The sequence below is a fragment of the Rhizobium sp. SJZ105 genome (assembly GCF_007828365.1).
Taxonomy (GTDB): Bacteria; Pseudomonadota; Alphaproteobacteria; order Rhizobiales; family Rhizobiaceae; genus Agrobacterium; species Agrobacterium tumefaciens.
Map to the genome: position 1 here is coordinate 17,699 of NZ_VIUP01000009.1, position 16,462 is coordinate 34,160.

Sequence of the window (16,462 nt, forward strand, 5' to 3'; positions counted from 1 at the left end):
CAGAAAGTCTGACAACAAATGACGTGCGGTGGGTTCGTACCCCTTTAACAACGTGCGACATCGAACCAATCACAGCGTCTACCCGCGCTAGAGTTCGAGCCGCCTGGGGTGTGCCATCGACGCCCTCTTGTTGAGGCCCAAAGTTATCTTGGATCTCGCATTTGGAAATCCGGCCCCGACGTACTTCTTACACAGGTCGCTGATCCCGGGCCAGTCGTTCATCAACAGGGTCATCGCCAAGCGGCCTAAAATTGCCCGATGCGGGGACCCAATCAAGTGACATCGCAGATTCCACTCGACATGGCTGAAGGTGAAGATTCGCCAGCAGGGCTGCCTCGAGTGCAATTAAAGCTACAGGCCTGGACACGGTGTTTCTTCACGGAATGCCACTGTATTTTTGCTCTGTTTGAACCTGCATACCCAGTTCTCGGTATGCCTTAAGAAGTTAACAGACGACAGCCCTTGAGCGAGAAGCCGCCATTGATATCTTGCCCGAACGATAGCGGCAGCATGTGTATTGAGGAGTACGCGGCCGCGTCCGGGGAGGATATCATGAAACTTCTACTGGCCGTTTCGCGCGCCATTGATGCTGCCAATTCAGCAATTGGCAAAGCAATTTCCTGGCTGCTTCTAGCGGCTATTTTCATTAGCGCCATCAACGCGATCATGCGCAAGGCGTTTTCTATGAGCTCAAACGCCTGGCTTGAATCACAGTGGTATTTGTTCTCTGCGGTGTTCCTCATTGCTGCCGCCTACACGCTTCTTAACAACGAGCATGTGAAGGTTGACCTAGTCTACGGAAATCTTCCGCGCAAAGGGCAACTGTGGGTCGACATTCTCGGGACGATCTTCTTCCTCCTGCCTTTCTGCCTCATCACGGTCTACCTCTCCTGGCCGGTCTTCCTGCAGAAGTTCGCCTCCGGTGAAGTATCAAATAATACGGGCGGCCTAATCCAATGGCCGGTCTGGGCACTGATACCGATCGGCTTCAGCCTGCTCTCCTTGCAGGGAGTGTCAGAACTCATCAAGCGCGTCGCTATCCTGCGCGGCGATATTCCTGATCCGGTTGCAGCGGCGGACGCCGAAGCGGCAATGCTCTGATCGAAGGAAAAATAACAATGGCATTCCTTGCGGAAAATCTCGCCCCGATCATGTTCGCGGCGCTCATCATCGTGCTCCTGCTGGGTTATCCGGTGGCCTTTGCTCTGGCTTTTGTCGGCTTTTTCTTCGGTTTCATCGGCATCGAACTCGGCCTGCTACCGGCAACCCTGTTTCAGGCCATTCCCGATCGCATATTCGGTCAGATGTCCAACGAGACGTTGCTCGCCATCCCCTTCTTCACTTTCATGGGCCTGATCCTTGAAAAGAGCGGCATGGCGGAAGACCTTTTGGATACGATCGGCCAGCTGTTTGGACCAGTACGTGGCGGCATTGCCTTCGCGGTGATTTTCGTTGGCGCTATTCTGGCGGCCACCACCGGCGTTGTCGCCGCCTCGGTCATTTCGATGGGCCTCATCTCTCTTCCGATCATGTTGCGTTACGGTTACGACCGTAAAATCGCCGCCGGCACAATCGCAGCTTCCGGCACGCTGGCGCAGATCATACCGCCAAGCCTCGTCTTGATTGTGCTGGCGGACCAGCTCGGTCGCTCGGTAGGGGACATGTACAAAGGCGCCCTCGTTCCGGGTCTCTTGCTCGTTGGTGCCTACACGCTCTACATCATCGTGACCTCGATCATCAGTCCGGCAAAAGTGCCTGCACTGCCTTTGGAGGCACGCACCCTGCGGGGCAGCAAATTGCTTTTGAAGGTGATCACCTCGCTGGTTCCGCCGCTCGTCCTGATATTCCTCGTGCTTGGTACGATCTTCCTCGGCATCGCCACGCCCACGGAAGGTGGCGCCATGGGAGCGGTGGGCGCACTCGCCCTTGCGCTCGCCAATGGCAAGCTCAACTTGGGCCTCATTCAGCAGTCGCTATACGCGACGGCAAAACTGTCGTCCTTCGTCCTGCTCATCTTGCTCGGCGCGCGAGTCTTCTCCCTGACTTTCTATGGCGTGAACGGCCATGTCTGGGTCGAGCATCTGATGACATCGGTTCCGGGCGGCGAGATCGGATTCCTGATCGTCGCAAATCTGCTGGTTTTCTTTTTGGCCTTCTTTCTTGATTATTTCGAGCTGGCCTTCATTATCATCCCGCTTCTGGCTCCGGTCGCGGATGCGCTTGGCATAGATCTGATCTGGTTCGGCGTCATGCTAGCGGTCAATATGCAGACCTCATTCATGCACCCGCCCTTCGGCTTTTCGCTGTTCTTTTTGCGGTCCGTCGCGCCGACAAGGGCCTACAAGGATCGCATCACCGGGCAGACGATCCAGCCAATCACATCGAGCCAGATCTATCTCGGCGCCATTCCCTATCTTTTCATCCAGCTCGCCATGGTCATCATCATCATCGCGTTCCCCGGCATCGTGATGCACTACAAGTCGGGCGCCAAGGTGGCCGATCCTTCTGCCGTTCATATCAACGTACCCATGCCCGGCGCGGGAACGGACGCCGATCCTTTCGCCAACCCGTTCCTCGCGCCCGGCAACACGGCACCGAGCTTCGGCAAGCCAAGCACACCGTGACGATTGATCGGGCAGGCAAGCGCCCGACCACGCCACCCGTATTCAACAGGAGGAGGTAAAACTATGAAGGATAATCCAGGCCGCAGACAATTCTTGTCGGGCGGTGTGCTTGCGGGAGCGGCAGCGGCTGCTTCGACGCTTGCAACACCGGCAATAGCTCAATCGTCACCGACCGTTCGCTGGCGTTTGACGTCAGGTTTTCCGAACAATCTCGACACGATTTACGGCGGTGCCGTTGTCATGGCGAATGCCTTGAGGGCCATGACGGGTGGCAAGTTCGACATCCAGGTCTTTCAGGCCGGAGAGATTGTTCCCGGCGCACAGGCCATCGATGCCGTTAAGGCCAACACGGTGGAAATTTCCCATACCTGCGGATATTATTTCACAGGCAAGGATCCGACATTCGCCATCGGCTCGACCATCCCCTTCGGTCTGAATGCCCGTCAGCAGAACGCATGGCTTTACCATGGCGGCGGCAACGAGGCCTATAATGAATTTCTGTCCGACTACGGCGTCATCGGAATTCCTGGTGGTGCGACGGGCGCCCAGATGGGGGGCTGGTATCGCAAGGAGATAAAAAGCATTGAGGATATCAAGGGCCTCAAGATGCGAATTGCCGGGGTCGCCGGGCAGGTGCTTGCGAGGCTCGGCGCCGTTCCACAGCAGCTTCCGGGCGGCGACATTTATCCAGCACTGGAACGTGGTACCATCGATGCTGCGGAGTGGGTCGGCCCTTATGACGACGAAAAGCTCGGTTTCTACCAGATCGCGCCCTATTATTATTATCCAGCGTTCTGGGAGGGTGGTCTGACGATTCACTTCTTCGTCAACAAGGATCAATATGCGGCCCTGCCTGACGAATACAAGGCAGCGCTTGACACCGCCTGCAAGGCGGCCAACATCAACATGCAGGCTCTCTACGACGTCAAGAACAAGGATGCGATCCGCTCGCTCGTTTCGAAGGGCACGCAGCTTCGCCCGTTACCCCGGGACGTGCTCGACGCCGCCTATAAGGCAACCTTCGAACTCTATGACGAGTATACGCAGAAACATCCCGCATGGGCCAAAATATATCCCGGCTGGAAGAAATTCCGCGACGAGAGCTATGAATGGTTCCGCGTCGCCGAATATACCTATGACAGCTATGGCTATGCGATGCAGACTGCCGGCAAATAAGCTGGCATAACTGATGTCGAGGCCCCCGGGTGACAACATTCGCGGGGCCTCGATCCCATCGCGCTATTCCTTGATGAGCCCGTGGTCTATCGCATAGCGAATAAGACCGGCGGTCGTCGCAATATCCAGTTTCCGCTTGATGTTCTTGCGATGGGTTTCCATCGTGCTCTCGGCGATATCCAGCGCCACAGCGGCGTCGCGGTTGCTTTTTCCCCTTGCAATCAGTAGCAGAACGTCCTGCTCGCGGGTGGTGAGTTCCTTCAACCTGCCAGTGGCGCTCTCCATCAGCACGTCCCGGACTCCTGACGAGAAATAGGTGCCACCCGCCGCAACGGTGCCGATGGCTGCCACTATTTCCTCGGTAGCCACATCTTTCAGGATATAGCCGGCGGCACCATACATCACCGAGGTCGAAATATATTCCCGGCTATCATGCATCGACAGCATCAGCACCCGCGCTGAAAGCTGTTTCTCCTTGAACAGTTCGAGTGCATCGATGCCATTGATCTGGGGCATGTTGATGTCCATCAGCACCACATGGGGTTGCGTGGCCACAGCCGCGTCAATACCCGCCACGGCAGACACTGCGGTTCCAACGACAGTGATGTGCTCGTACGTTTCGAGCACCGCCTTCAACCCGTCGAGGATGAGAGGATGGTTGTCGACAAGAAGAACCCGGATAGGATGATCGTTCATTCCGCAGCCTCCTGCACACGGTGGCCGCGGTCCTTCATAGCCGTCATGGGCAGGACCGCTCGCAGAACCGTTCCCTTGGCAGAGCTTTCCACATCAAGCCTGCCCCCGAAATGGGTCATGCGTTCCTGCATGTTTCGCAAGCCAAGCCCCTTGTCGGTCGCCATTTCGCTCTCTTCGCGGGTGGCCGGAAATCCGCGGCCATTGTCGCTGACGATCATCTGCACGCGTTCATCCCGGCTGGAGAACCTGATGGTGACCCGCGTCGCATTCGAATGACGCTCAATATTGGTCAGCGCCTCCTGCGCGACACGATAAAGGGCGACACGGGCTTCCGGAACTAGCATGTGCTTGAAGGCCACCGATTCCAGCGTTGCCGCGATACCGGTGCGTTCGGAAAAGCTTGAAATCAGTGCTTCTAAAGCCGCGGTCAATCCCAGGTCATCGAGAACACGTGGGCGCAGGTCGTGTGAAATACGACGGACCTCCTTGATCGCCTCGGTCAGTGCGGCGGCCCCTTTGCCGATAGCCTCTACAGCACCGACATTGTCCGGCGTCACCTTGCGCCGTGCAAGATCGATTGCGAAACGCACGCCGACAAGATTTTGAGAGATGCCGTCATGCAATTCCCGGGCAATGCGCAGGCGCTCCTCCTCCTGTGTATCAATCACCCGCTGCATCAATTCCTTGAGCCGACCATCCGCCATCCTCTGCTGGCGCAGATTGAGCAGCATGCAGGTGGCAAACACCAACAGCACGGCAGGAACTGCAAACAGCGCAACGATCAGAAAATTCCAGGTGATGGAATGGCGCAATTCTTCCTTGGCCGCCGCGGTCGCTGCAAAAACGTCATCCAGATAAACTCCTGTCCCGATCATCCAGCGCCACTTGTCGAGACCGGCCGCAAAGGACAGCTTGTCGGCCGTTTTCCGGGTCGACGGTTTCTCCCACTTGTACTGAACAAGCCCCCCGCCTTCTTTTGCCTTGAGGATCAGGTCGTAGATGACCCGATTGCCGTCAGGATCATAAAGATCCAGCCAATTATTACCCGGACGGAAATTTTGCCGCGGATGAACGACGTTCAACCCGTCATAATCATAGACGAAAAAATAGCCGTCCGTGCCGTAGTCAAGGTCCATCAGAATGCGCTTGACCTCTTCCTTTGCTGCGTCGTCACCAGGCCCGGCCTTGTCATAAACGGAGCGGATAGCAGATAGGGCAAGATTGGTGAGGTTGAGGAGTTCCGCCTCCTTAGCAGCAAGCATGTTTCGTTCAAACGCGTCGATACTCGTGCGCGCCAGCGTCATTGACTGCCATGTTATGAGTGCCGTGATGATGATGATCGCAAGCACTAGAGGCCCTATGGCCAGCGCAAGGATCTGGTTTCTGAGTCTCATGCGGCCCTCCGACACATTCGCTCTGACGCACCATCACCTAACAATAGTTCGCACGGCAAGTCGAGCATGTCGGAGGTGATTGCAGGGATAGAGCATAGCACTGGGCACGTGAAGGACGTCAGCCTATTGTCAACTCTGATGTAAGGTCACAATCATCGAAATGAGCCGATATATTGACCTATCAGATATTTCAGGTGGTTCCGGGTCAACCGGCCACCGCCTGTGGCAGCTTTCGAGATGGCGTCACCGCCGCTGCGTGAAGGCAACAGGTTGCTCGAGATCTGCCTGCCAAACGGCCGGCAGCGACGATCTTGACCGCGCTTGATCGGACTGTCCTTGCCCGACTGTTGCCGGTCCTGGACGCGTCATGATCGCCTTCCCGGGCGCGTGCCGCGACTGAATTTTTTCATTGTATTCGTGGGCTCCAACTCCGTTAGAAACACCTTAATTCCAGTGTCCACGAAACAGGCAGCACGCCAGACAAGCACTTGCGCCGTTGCGACCAAATAAAGCTTGTTAAGCCTGCTCGGACCTTATCGCTAATTCAGCCTGCAAAAATCGGCATTGTCCGGCGCCTCCTGCAAGCCTTTGCAGGAGGTACGCTTCAGTTTGCCGTAAGCAGTTGAGGCGCGAAATTCGATCTCGGCGCTCAATGCCGGCTTGACCCTTTTCGGGTCAGAGGCCCGAGACGCAGGTAATATTTCCGTTAAGCCGTCACTTGATTGTCTAGCAACTCAGCAGGTTTTCAGCCGGTTGACGCCTGCTCGATAGAGTGAGAATAATCGCCCCGGCGACACCTGAGACAAGTGATCCCATCAGGATGCCGATCTTCACGTGATCCTGAACAGAGGGATCGTTGAAGGCGAGCAAGCCAATAAACAAAGACATCGTGAAGCCAATACCGCACAAAAGAGCAGTGCCCGTAACCTGACCCCAGCTCGCCTGCGCAGGAAGTTGTGCAAGCCCAAGCTTGACCAGTAATGTGACGACGCCAAGTACTCCGACCAGCTTGCCGAGCACGAGACCACCTGCAACTCCCATTGTCAGAGGCTCGCTGAATACCGACAAGCTAAGGCCGGAGAGCGAAACGCCAGCATTAGCGAAGCCGAAGATCGGCACGATGATGAACGCAACAGGCTTGTGCAGCGCATGCTCAAGGCGATGGAGTGGGGATTCTTCTGGCGCTGCTTCTGGCGTGCCAGGGGTAAGCTTCAAAGGGATCGTCAATGCCAGCATGACGCCAGCAAGCGTCGCATGAACGCCTGAGGCAAAGACGAGCACCCAAAGTACAGCTCCCACCACCAGATACGGCCACAGTACCTTCACCTTCATCTTGTTGAAAATGAAGAGATTACCCCAAACGAGAGCAGCGCCAATGAGAGCAGTAAGGTTCAGATCTGCCGTGTAGAACAGAGCAATAACGATGACCGCTCCGAGGTCGTCAATGATAGCAAGCGCCGCAAGGAAAATCTTCAGCGACGCCGGAACACGTGATCCGAACAGTGAGAGGACACCGAGAGCGAATGCAATGTCGGTCGCGGTTGGGATCGCCCATCCCTGAAGTCCTGCCGGGTTGTCGCGGTTTAAAAGAACATAGAAGAGCGCCGGAATCAGCATGCCGCCTGCAGCGGCAGCACCGGGCAGGACCCTGCGGCTCCAGGTGGAGAGTTGGCCGTCCAGCATTTCACGTTTGATCTCGAGTCCAACCATCAGGAAAAACACAGCCATCAGGGCGTCGTTGATCCAGTGCTGGAGGTTGAGAGGCCCGATGTAGACGTACAAGATATGGAAGTAATCCTCAGCCAAAGGTGAGTTGGCCGTGATGATCGCCAAAAGCGCGACGGCCATAAGAACAAGGCCACCTGAGGCCTCATTGTCGAGAAACTTGCGAAGTGTGGAATTAATGCGACCTGGATTTGATGTCGAAGACACAGGTTCACGCTCCCTTAGCTGGAAGTTGATCTTAGTCTCCGTGGATTTCGGGGGAACCCGCAGCGCACGCAGCACGCGCTGTAGGCCAGCTTTATACTAAACCTCTGATAAGGTTTCCACAAAAACCGAGGCCGTAATCAAAAAACCGCATCGTTTGCGCGATCTTACGGCTCACTGATTGTCATTCGGGCTTTTCAACGGAATTGCCAAGTTGTGTGGTGTTGGGTGGCATCGACGCCGTGTCTCAAGCTGGACAACCGCTCAGGCGCGATCTGGCCGACCGCACGCCGAGCACCTTTGAATTCGTCAATTTCAGCGACTAGAGACAGGATTTCGGGCGTGATCCGGACAGTCGCCGTCTTTAGAAATTCCATTTCCCCATCTATTCCCATCCAATATTTCGGCAGAGCTTGTCAGATCTGACTGTTGATCGTGAGCCTTCCGATTGATGAGTCGGCCCCTGTATCCACTTATGCAGCGAGACGAGAGAAGATGTGCCAGAACGACAGCTCTCAAAAACTCGGAACCGACCTCCTGTGAACCGCGCCGGATTTGCCAGAGGCTCCACTTTCTCAGAAGTTGGAGCCTTCGGCAAACCCGGTGCGGTTCAGAGACCGCCATTTGCGCGGGCTATTATACGAAGCGGCTTCGGTCGTTCTCACGCGCAGTTCCAAACAGAGTTCATTGCGAACACGGGGGCTTCAACTGCGAGAGGGGATCAGCTTTTAAAAGAGCTGCCGTGGCTGTCGCGCGGAAGCTAGCTGTCACCATGCTGAAAACCGGAGAGTTCTTCAATCCGACTGCGGGCATGACCAAATAGTACCTGATAGCGCTCAATAACTGAGCGCTTGAAGCGGCCCTGCCGGGACGTGAGCCGTGCCATTCCGTTGATGGGGTTGCATCGCTTTCGCAGCTGAATGCGTCGTCCACATCGAAGGCTCGTGCTGCGTGGCAACATCATGCGGCGACTGATGTCGACCGCGAAGACTACCATGCACCCGGCAGCGATCTTCAGACAAATTCAATCTTGACGCCCCAGCTGCGATTAGACAACCCCATCAGTTCAGTCCTCTAACTTTAATACACCGTTGATGCCAGGATGAGCGGCGTTCGTATCCTATCAACTGGCCGATTTTTGAATAGCGAGTTTGACGGCTCGACTGCCTTCAAGGCGAAAAGACACTTTGTCGCAAAACGGAGTGGACTATAAAAGCCAGCTTCGTCATGAAAGTCTTTTCTGAAAAAGTTTTGGTTATCCTCGGGCTTCGACAAGTGAAAGCAAAAGGCGCTGCAGCTTGAAGAGCGACTTTAGAAATCGCGACGCGCTTTAAGCATTTTATTCAATCAGTCGCTTCGCCATCACGATCGATGGTGTCCGGTCAATTTCCACAAAGCCGAATTTGGCGTAAAATGCTACGACCTTTTCGTTATACTGATTAACGCCTAGATGGACGCCTCTTACGTCAGACCTCGTCAAAGAATCCAGTTGATGTCGCAGTAGCGACGACCCATGGCCGCCATTTTGGATCTCAGGCAGAAGATTGATATGCAGATGGGCGGGGTAGGGCCGCGTGACCTCAGCCGGGGTCTTTCTTGCACTTCGAATATAGGAAAGAACGTTCTCATCCTCTACTGTCCGCGTTTCGAAATCGCGGAGCTCTTCCTGCAAGGACGGCCACCATACGGCCTTGAGCCAATTTTCATAGGCAATCGTATCGGGTGCGGCGACACAGTAGCCCATGACGACGTCATCCTTCGTCAGCACGAATGCAGTTTCTGCGCAGAAGCGGACATAGGGCAGCGCCCATAAAAGTCCGGGAAGTCTCGGGTCAGAGTAGTATTGTGATCCGTCTTTGCCTCGATCTGAAGTGCGCACACATATGTCGAGGATCGCCGTCTCATCGGACGGTCGGGCGTTGCGGATGATTACGGAGGATAGAGACTCTGGCATGGTCATAATCGTGGCCTCAGGCAGCCACATGCGGGGTGCGAAGCGCGTCATCGAAGCGCTGCCAGGTTTCAGCAAGCTCGATGGTGCGCCGGACCCGGCGTGCCTCATCAATCTTGATTGCCACGAGCCCCGCTTCCAAGGCTGAGACGATATTGACGGGCAGCGGAGAGGCCTCGGTCAGATGCCTGTAGATATCCGAGGCCATCTGATCATCTGCGCCATAGTGATCGCTTTCGTGCCCCTCGTAACGCCGCTCGACTAGCTTTTCGCCTGTTATTGCAGAGTGCACCTCGAAGCGATTGCGGATGAAATCGCCCTCGGCCATTCCCTTGCTACCGATCACGCAGAAGCGGCGGAACTGATCTGGAACGTTGAGATTGGTATGAAACGTCATCGTCGCCCCGCCATTATATTCGATAATCGCGGTCTGATAGTCGATAATATCGCCGTCACTCTCAAACACCGCGCCACCCTCTAGCCAGCCGCTCGGCTTTTTATAGAATTCCCGCTGTTGAAACGCGGAGAACTGATCCGGCTTGTTTTCCGCGATAAACGACTTTCGGCCGCCGAAGCTGGCAACGGCCATCGCCCGCTGCCCAACAACGCTCCCATAGAGGTCGAGATCGTGGCAGCATTTCTCCAAGATAAATGGCCCGGCATAGCGCGTATGCCGTCGCCAGTCCCGCATGAAGAACGCTCCGTGGTAGGGTGCGATATGCTCGGATGCCTCAATCGACGTGATGGCGCCGATTTGACCTTGCGTCTGCGCCGCGCGCAGATCCCGATAAAGGTCAGAGTACCGCAGAACGAGCCCCACCATAACGCTTTCATCGCCATATTCGGCAAGCAGACGCGCCATCGTCATTGTCTGGTTTTCGTCGATCACCACCGGTTTCTCCGTGAAAACCCGCACGCCTGCGCGCAATCCCGCGGTGATATGTTCCAGATGGAAAAGATTGGGCGAGCCGACCATAAGAAGATCCGGCTTCGTCTGCGTCAGCATAGCCTCGATGGTTTCGAAACGTCGCGGCGCCGCCATGCCTGCCGACTGAATGGCTGGAAGGCCAGCAGGCTGCGGGTCCATCAAGCCGACAATTTCCAGTTCAGGGCAGGCCTTGCGGAAGGAGGCAATGACATTGGCAAGCCGAAAGCCGAGCCCGGCAATTGCGATTTTCATGTTTTAGTCCTGTCGGCAAGAGTTATGTAAATCAAGATGACGTGTCGTCATCCGTTGGCGCGCCTGCGACCCGATCGAAGCGTCTTTCGAAATCAATCGTCTGGCTGCGTCCGCGCATGGATGAGAGGCGCCTGAAGTCTGGGCTGCCATGGGCAATCACAGGTAGCATGGCAGCGCCGATCGCGGCGGCCTCCGGCCCTAGAGCGCCAGCACACAGCCGGGGAATTTCGCGGTGGCTTCGGGCGCTGACTGACGGCAAAAGGGGATAGGCCCGGTCGATCAGGGAATTGATGAGCGCTGGTGGAAAGTGCCCTCCAACCACGATGGTCTGCGGGTCCATGATGTTTTCAAGCAGCGACACCAGCAACCGCAGGCGCTTTGAATTGAGATCGAGCCATCGCATCAGAACACTGTCGCGTTGAGCGTAAAGTTTCTCCAATGCCCCAGGCCGCGCAATCTCCCTGCTTTCGCACGACAGCATCGCTGCGAGCTCGTCGATCGAAAACGGTGTCTGTTTCCCCGCATCTGGATTGGCAAGTTCCGCCGGCCATGTCAGGAGACCGATTTCTCCGGCATTGTTCCAAAATCCCTGGAGCGGCATGCTGTCATTGATAATGCCTGCCCCAAGTCCGTGCCCGACGAAAATATGGACGTAGTGGCTCAGTCCTCCGGCACTTCCCACCCTCAGTTCGGCAACTGCTGCGGCTGTGGCGTCATTCTCGACGATGGTGGGGAGGCCACATGCCTCTTCGATGGCTTCTGCCACCGGCATACGGCTCCACGCATCCCAACCCGGCGGACCGACGGGATGTTCGAATTCCGCCTCCTGCAATGTGGGCATCGCGATGCCGATGCCCCAGGCGGGACGATCCACGGTAACCGACCGCAGACGCTGCGTCATATCGGCAATGGCACGGATGGTGTCGGATGGATCTTCGAGCGATGCGGAGGCGGTTTCGCGACCCAACTCCTGCCCCGCCAGATCGCAGACGATGCCCAGAAGCCCGTCGCGATCCACGTGAATACCCAGGCAGCAACCGGCCTCGGCCCTGACCCACATCTTCTTTTGCGGCGCACCGCGCGCGCCCTCTTGTTGGATGGTTTCCACAACCACTGAACGGTCTATCAGGTCCTTGCAGATATTGGACATGGTCTGCGGCTTCAAGCCTGTCACATCAACAAGGTCACGCCGGCTTATGCCATTGCCAGATCGGATAAGATCGAAAACGAGGCGACGGTTGTAGCGGCCGGAATATGTGTGATTGCTGCCCATCAAGCTCATCGGGGCCAATTCCTATTTAATAAATTAAATGGAATTTATCAGTCCAGCCTATGGGCGTCAAGCAGTTCGCAATGCAGATAATCTTAGCCTTCAGTCATAATACTGTAACGCAAGGACCGTAATTCCGCAGAAAAGGCGGCTTGATTTTTAATCTGGTAAATGGATTAATAGGGTCGCCTTCTTCTCAGTGACTTTAAAAAGGGAACATAGTCATGCTGAAATGGACCTTGCGGCGTATAATAGCGGGCGCGTTAGCGTCGGCGTCGATCATCAGTGTTGTGAATGCCGGAGAACTGGTGGTCTACACCGCTCATGGGGAGGCGACATCTGCCCCCATCCTCGATGCTTTTGCCAAGGAAAATCCGGATGTGAAGGTGACCGTCGTGCGCGGCGGTACTGGCGAGCTGATCGAGCGCCTGCGCGCAGAAGGTGGCAATTCCTCGGCAGACGTCATGTGGGGCGGACCGACGCAGACCTTCGAAGAGAATGCAGCGCTCTTCCAATCGTTCGAAAGCAAGTCCGACGCCGACATGGTGACTAACGATCCCAATCACATCTGGCATCCGTTCACGGTGCTGCTGCAGCCGCTGGTCGTCAGCACCAAACGCGTCGAGGCCGGCTCCATACCCAGGACGCAGAAAGATCTCGTCTCACAGGACTTCGCAAAGAACGGTGGCCTGATTATTCCAGACCCTGCAAAATCCGGCACCGGCTATGTCATTCTTTCCGCTCTTGCTGGCAATTTCGGTTGGGATTTCGTCGGTCAAATGGCCAAGGGTGCTCGCATTGCTCCCGGTTCCGATGATGCCTTCAACGCCGTACGCGACGGTGAAGCAGCAGTTGGCTGGATTAACGAGGATCTGGGTGCCAAGTGGAAGGCTCAAGGTCTGCCGATCGAAATCGTCTATCCGACCGATGCGGTTACCGGCCAGATCGATGCGCAAGCAATCGTCAAGGGCGCGCAGCACATCGAAGACGCCAAGAGCTTCATCGATTTCCTCGGCAGCAAGACGGCGCATGAAATTGTTCGCGACGCCACCGTTCGACGCTCGGCACGCAAGGATGTAACGCCTCCCGCCGCTCTGCCTGACATGGCTACGCTCACGATCGTATCCGCTGTCGATCCGCGCCCTGTGGTCGTGGCTCGCTTTCAGGAGCTTCGCGGAAAATGAAGGTGCTGCGCGACAATTGGCTGATATTTTCAATCGTCGCGCTCGTGCTCTGCGGCCTGACGATTGTTGTCCCGCAGGTTCGCCTCATGGCCGCCTCCCTCCTGGAGGAGGGCGGCCGTTTTACTCTTCTGCATAATAAAGACGGCTTGCAATTCGTCCCGGAAATGACCGCCCGATACAGCGTTGCTAAACTTTCTGACGGCGTTGCGATAACGCTGAGTTCGACTGACAGTCTGACTGTAGACGTCCAGGATGACCGAACGCTGCGCCTCTCTTCGCAAGAGCCGATTTCGGTTGGTAAGGACGAGGCAGGTTTACTTGAACTCGATCTGGGCTCGGCTCGGTTCACGCTTTCGCAGCAGGCGCCCCGGGGGCTATTCGCGACAACTGCACCAGCGCCTTTAGATATCAAGGCGCAGTCGCTCAACGCCGTCCTGCTCTCACATGCCGCGAACGCCTACATCACCTTCGAAAACAAATCGCTGTCGCTCTCTGCTGTCCACTATACCGATTTCTTTACACGCTCGGAAACCCTTTCCGCCACGGTAAACAGCCTGCTGATCGCGTTGACGTCCACCGGACTTGCCGCTTTGATCGGCGTATCGCTGGCTTATCTTATCGCACGTTACCGGGTCGCGGGCAGCACTGCTATCGTCTTTCTTGTCACTATGGCGTCCGTGTCTCCACCATTTCTGGGGGCATACGCCTGGCGCTTGCTTCTGGGACGAAACGGCGTTCTGACCAACTATCTCGGCCTCGATGTCTCGATTGTCGGCTTGCATGGCGTCATTTGGGTCATCACCTGGCTGGTCTTTCCAATCATCTTTCTGCTCAGTCACAGCTCGTTTCAGAGTTTGGACGCTGGCCATATCGAGGCAGCGGAAAGCCTTGGTGCCAAGCCGCCTCGTGTGCGCATGACGGTCGAAATTCCGCTGGCACTCCCCGGCATCATCACCGGTCTCTATCTGGCAACGATGGCAGCCCTGTCTGACTTCGGAACGCCGCGCATCATTGGCCTCGATGTCAACGCACTGCCGGTTCTGATCTATACGTCCTTCCTGAGTGAGGCAGGACGCAATCCGGCGCTTGCGGCCACAGGATCGATTGTGCTCATCACCATCTCGAGCCTGTTCCTCATGGCGCAGCAAATCTATTTGGCGCGACGCGGTTTTGCCGTGGTGTCGTCGCGGGCGCTGGAACGCAAGCCGCTATCGCCTCTTGCTCATGTCACAGTGCTTGGCGCGGTCATCATTGCCCTTCTCATGGCATTCACGCCCCACCTGACGGTGCTGGTTTCCAGCTTCATGGAATGGCGGGTCGGCCTACCCAGGGCGAACTTTACGCTGGAAAACTACGCCACTATGTGGCGCACCGGCATGGGGCCGGCTTGGGTGACCTTGTCGCTTGGTATTGCCGGAACGCTGGCGGCAACAGCAATCGGGTTGGGGATTGCATATGTGATTATACGCAAGCGCTACCGGATCATCGCCCCCGTTCTCAGCCTCACTGTCATGATGCCCTACGTCATTCCTGGCACGGTGCTCGGTATCGGTCTCATCATGATGTTCAACAAGGCGCCGCTACAACTGACCGGCACCTGGTTCATCCTTCTCCTTGCCTATCTCATTCGAAACCTGCCTTTTACGGTGAAGGCGTCGGAGGCGGCCCTGAGGCGCGTTCACCCGGCTCTCGAAGAGGCCGCAATCAGTCTTGGAGCGCGTCCATTCAGGGTGTTCTTCACCATAACGGCACCTCTGGTTCTGGCGGGTGCGGTAACCGGTGCAACGCTCACCTTCCTTCACATCGTCACGGAGCTGTCGTCTACCATCGTTCTCTATCGTCCGCCGTGGAAGCCGATGACAGCCGTGATCTTCGAAAACACGCTGGTCGATGCCGATTTCGGTGTCTCCGCAGCACAGACCATCCTGCTGATGCTGATCATTTACATCCCTCTCTATTTCATTGTCCGCTACGGCCAAATTCGAGGAAATTCCGGTGGTTGAAACCTCATCTTCCAAAACTCCAACCCAAGGCTGCGAGGTCGTCATCGACGCCGTCTCCAAGACCTTTGGCAATCATGCAGTTCTGAAAGACATCAGCCTCACGATCAGGCCCGGCGAATTCTTCACGCTGCTAGGGCCGTCCGGTTGCGGCAAGACGACACTTTTGCGCGCCATTGCAGGCTTCCACCCAATCGATGGCGGAAAAATCCTGTTCAACGGGCAGAACGTGACCTCGCTCGCCGCCTGGGACAGAAATATCGGCTTCGTCTTTCAGAACTATGCGCTATGGCCAAATCAGACCGTGTTCGACAATGTCGCTTACGGGCTCAAACTGCGTAAGGTTCAGAAGAATGAAGTTGCTGAAAGGGTTCGGGCCGCACTGGCCCAGGTCGAGCTTCACGGCGTCGAGAAGCGCTATCCCGCAGAAATGAGTGGGGGTATGCAGCAGCGCATCGCGCTGGCGCGTGCACTCGTCATCAACCCGCCGCTGCTTCTCATGGACGAGCCCATGTCCAACCTTGATGCGCGTCTTCGCGTGGCTCTTCGCCATGAACTGCGCAGTCTGCAGAAGAGACTCGGTCTGACAGCAATCTATGTGACGCATGATCAGGAAGAAGCCCTCGAGATGTCGGACCGGATCGCCGTGATGCAGAATGGAATCGTGCAGCAGCTTGCAGATCCCGAAACAATTTATTCGCGACCGGCGAACCGCTTCGTTGCCGAGTTCGTCGGCAGCGCAAACTTTCTGGAGGGCGAATTTGATGAGGCCGGCTTCCAGATGGCTGACGGATCGAGACTTCCTATCACAGGAAGCGGCCACCGCGGTAAGGGCACACTTGTCGTGCGTCCCGAACAGGTAATGACCCGCGAAAAAGGCAGCGCTCTCGTCAATGCAACGGTGAAAGATCGCCGCTTCATGGGCAAGGCCTGGACGCAGAGCCTTCGACTGGAGAACGGTGCGACCATCTCGGTGGAAACACGACACGCACTCGATCTCGACTCGCGCGTCGGTGTGGATTTCGAGACGATAACTTTTCTACCATCGGGAGTATGAG

At 56.3% G+C, this 16,462-nt stretch carries 12 protein-coding genes and 1 pseudogene; 7 read left to right on the forward strand and 6 right to left on the reverse strand.

Annotated elements, in window-relative coordinates; all coding sequences use genetic code 11:
* Window positions 1–552 precede the first annotated feature (552 nt).
* The 3 genes from FB593_RS21340 (at window position 553) to FB593_RS21350 (ending at window position 3,800) form a co-directional block, all read left to right on the forward strand.
* A complete protein-coding gene (locus tag FB593_RS21340) occupies window positions 553–1,101 on the forward strand; it encodes a TRAP transporter small permease subunit (protein WP_019565757.1) in 549 nt (182 codons plus the stop codon).
* A 17-nt stretch (window positions 1,102–1,118) separates the two neighbouring features.
* Entirely contained in the window at window positions 1,119–2,624 is a 1,506-nt protein-coding gene (locus FB593_RS21345) for a TRAP transporter large permease (protein WP_019565758.1), read from the forward strand.
* Between the two features lie 63 nt (window positions 2,625–2,687).
* Entirely contained in the window at window positions 2,688–3,800 is a 1,113-nt protein-coding gene (locus FB593_RS21350; RefSeq protein ID WP_065703185.1) for a TRAP transporter substrate-binding protein, read from the forward strand.
* A gap of 63 nt (window positions 3,801–3,863) precedes the next feature.
* Here the strand turns inward: FB593_RS21350 and FB593_RS21355 are convergent, their stop codons facing one another.
* From FB593_RS21355 to nhaA, 3 genes are all read right to left on the reverse strand, one after another.
* Complete coding sequence (locus FB593_RS21355; RefSeq protein ID WP_019565760.1) at window positions 3,864–4,496, reverse strand: response regulator; 633 nt, start codon at window positions 4,494–4,496, stop codon at window positions 3,864–3,866.
* Window positions 4,493–5,890 (reverse strand): cache domain-containing protein, encoded by a 1,398-nt coding sequence (locus tag FB593_RS21360; protein WP_019565761.1) that lies wholly within the window; start codon window positions 5,888–5,890, stop codon window positions 4,493–4,495. The genes FB593_RS21355 and FB593_RS21360 overlap by 4 nt, the downstream gene beginning before the upstream one ends.
* A 726-nt stretch (window positions 5,891–6,616) precedes the next feature.
* On the reverse strand, window positions 6,617–7,822 hold the full coding sequence (gene nhaA / locus FB593_RS21365; protein WP_186447947.1) for a Na+/H+ antiporter NhaA: 1,206 nt from the start codon (window positions 7,820–7,822) through the stop codon (window positions 6,617–6,619).
* A 612-nt stretch (window positions 7,823–8,434) separates the two neighbouring features.
* On the opposite strand from nhaA, the pseudogene FB593_RS21375 reads away from it, so the two are divergent.
* Window positions 8,435–8,642, forward strand: a pseudogene (locus FB593_RS21375) (IS110 family transposase); the annotation flags it as partial.
* 516 nt (window positions 8,643–9,158) lie between these two features.
* On the opposite strand, the gene FB593_RS21380 reads toward FB593_RS21375, so the two are convergent.
* The 3 genes from FB593_RS21380 to FB593_RS21390 are packed head-to-tail and all read right to left on the reverse strand — an operon-like array spanning window position 9,159 to window position 12,232.
* On the reverse strand, window positions 9,159–9,824 hold the full coding sequence (locus FB593_RS21380) for a GNAT family N-acetyltransferase (RefSeq protein WP_145166917.1): 666 nt from the start codon (window positions 9,822–9,824) through the stop codon (window positions 9,159–9,161).
* Window positions 9,790–10,950, reverse strand: coding sequence for a Gfo/Idh/MocA family protein (locus tag FB593_RS21385; RefSeq protein ID WP_112681656.1), 1,161 nt, complete (start codon window positions 10,948–10,950; stop codon window positions 9,790–9,792). The genes FB593_RS21380 and FB593_RS21385 overlap by 35 nt, the downstream gene beginning before the upstream one ends.
* A gap of 31 nt (window positions 10,951–10,981) precedes the next feature.
* Complete coding sequence (locus tag FB593_RS21390; protein ID WP_145166918.1) at window positions 10,982–12,232, reverse strand: ROK family protein; 1,251 nt, start codon at window positions 12,230–12,232, stop codon at window positions 10,982–10,984.
* A gap of 212 nt (window positions 12,233–12,444) precedes the next feature.
* Between FB593_RS21390 and FB593_RS21395 the strand changes: the two genes are divergently transcribed.
* The 3 genes from FB593_RS21395 to FB593_RS21405 are packed head-to-tail and all read left to right on the forward strand — an operon-like array spanning window position 12,445 to window position 16,461.
* Window positions 12,445–13,404 carry an extracellular solute-binding protein gene (locus FB593_RS21395; RefSeq protein ID WP_145166919.1) on the forward strand — a complete coding sequence of 320 codons (960 nt, stop codon included), beginning with the start codon at window positions 12,445–12,447 and terminating at the stop codon, window positions 13,402–13,404.
* Window positions 13,401–15,407, forward strand: coding sequence for an ABC transporter permease (locus tag FB593_RS21400; protein WP_145166920.1), 2,007 nt, complete (start codon window positions 13,401–13,403; stop codon window positions 15,405–15,407). Before FB593_RS21395 ends, FB593_RS21400 begins: the two co-directional genes overlap by 4 nt.
* On the forward strand, window positions 15,400–16,461 hold the full coding sequence (locus FB593_RS21405; RefSeq protein WP_145166921.1) for an ABC transporter ATP-binding protein: 1,062 nt from the start codon (window positions 15,400–15,402) through the stop codon (window positions 16,459–16,461). Before FB593_RS21400 ends, FB593_RS21405 begins: the two co-directional genes overlap by 8 nt.
* Window position 16,462 lies beyond the last annotated feature (1 nt).

Excerpts from the sequence above, each read along its gene's own strand:
- FB593_RS21380 (WP_145166917.1), bottom strand. The coding sequence starts at position 9,824 with ATGACGCGCTTCGCACCCCGCATGTGGCTGCCTGAGGCCACGATTATG.
- FB593_RS21400 (WP_145166920.1), top strand. The coding sequence starts at position 13,401 with ATGAAGGTGCTGCGCGACAATTGGCTGATATTTTCAATCGTCGCGCTC.
- FB593_RS21355 (WP_019565760.1), bottom strand. The coding sequence starts at position 4,496 with ATGAACGATCATCCTATCCGGGTTCTTCTTGTCGACAACCATCCTCTC.
- FB593_RS21340 (WP_019565757.1), top strand. The coding sequence starts at position 553 with ATGAAACTTCTACTGGCCGTTTCGCGCGCCATTGATGCTGCCAATTCA.
- FB593_RS21385 (WP_112681656.1), bottom strand. The coding sequence starts at position 10,950 with ATGAAAATCGCAATTGCCGGGCTCGGCTTTCGGCTTGCCAATGTCATT.
- FB593_RS21350 (WP_065703185.1), top strand. The coding sequence starts at position 2,688 with ATGAAGGATAATCCAGGCCGCAGACAATTCTTGTCGGGCGGTGTGCTT.
- FB593_RS21390 (WP_145166918.1), bottom strand. The coding sequence starts at position 12,232 with ATGAGCTTGATGGGCAGCAATCACACATATTCCGGCCGCTACAACCGT.
- FB593_RS21395 (WP_145166919.1), top strand. The coding sequence starts at position 12,445 with ATGCTGAAATGGACCTTGCGGCGTATAATAGCGGGCGCGTTAGCGTCG.
- FB593_RS21360 (WP_019565761.1), bottom strand. The coding sequence starts at position 5,890 with ATGAGACTCAGAAACCAGATCCTTGCGCTGGCCATAGGGCCTCTAGTG.
- FB593_RS21345 (WP_019565758.1), top strand. The coding sequence starts at position 1,119 with ATGGCATTCCTTGCGGAAAATCTCGCCCCGATCATGTTCGCGGCGCTC.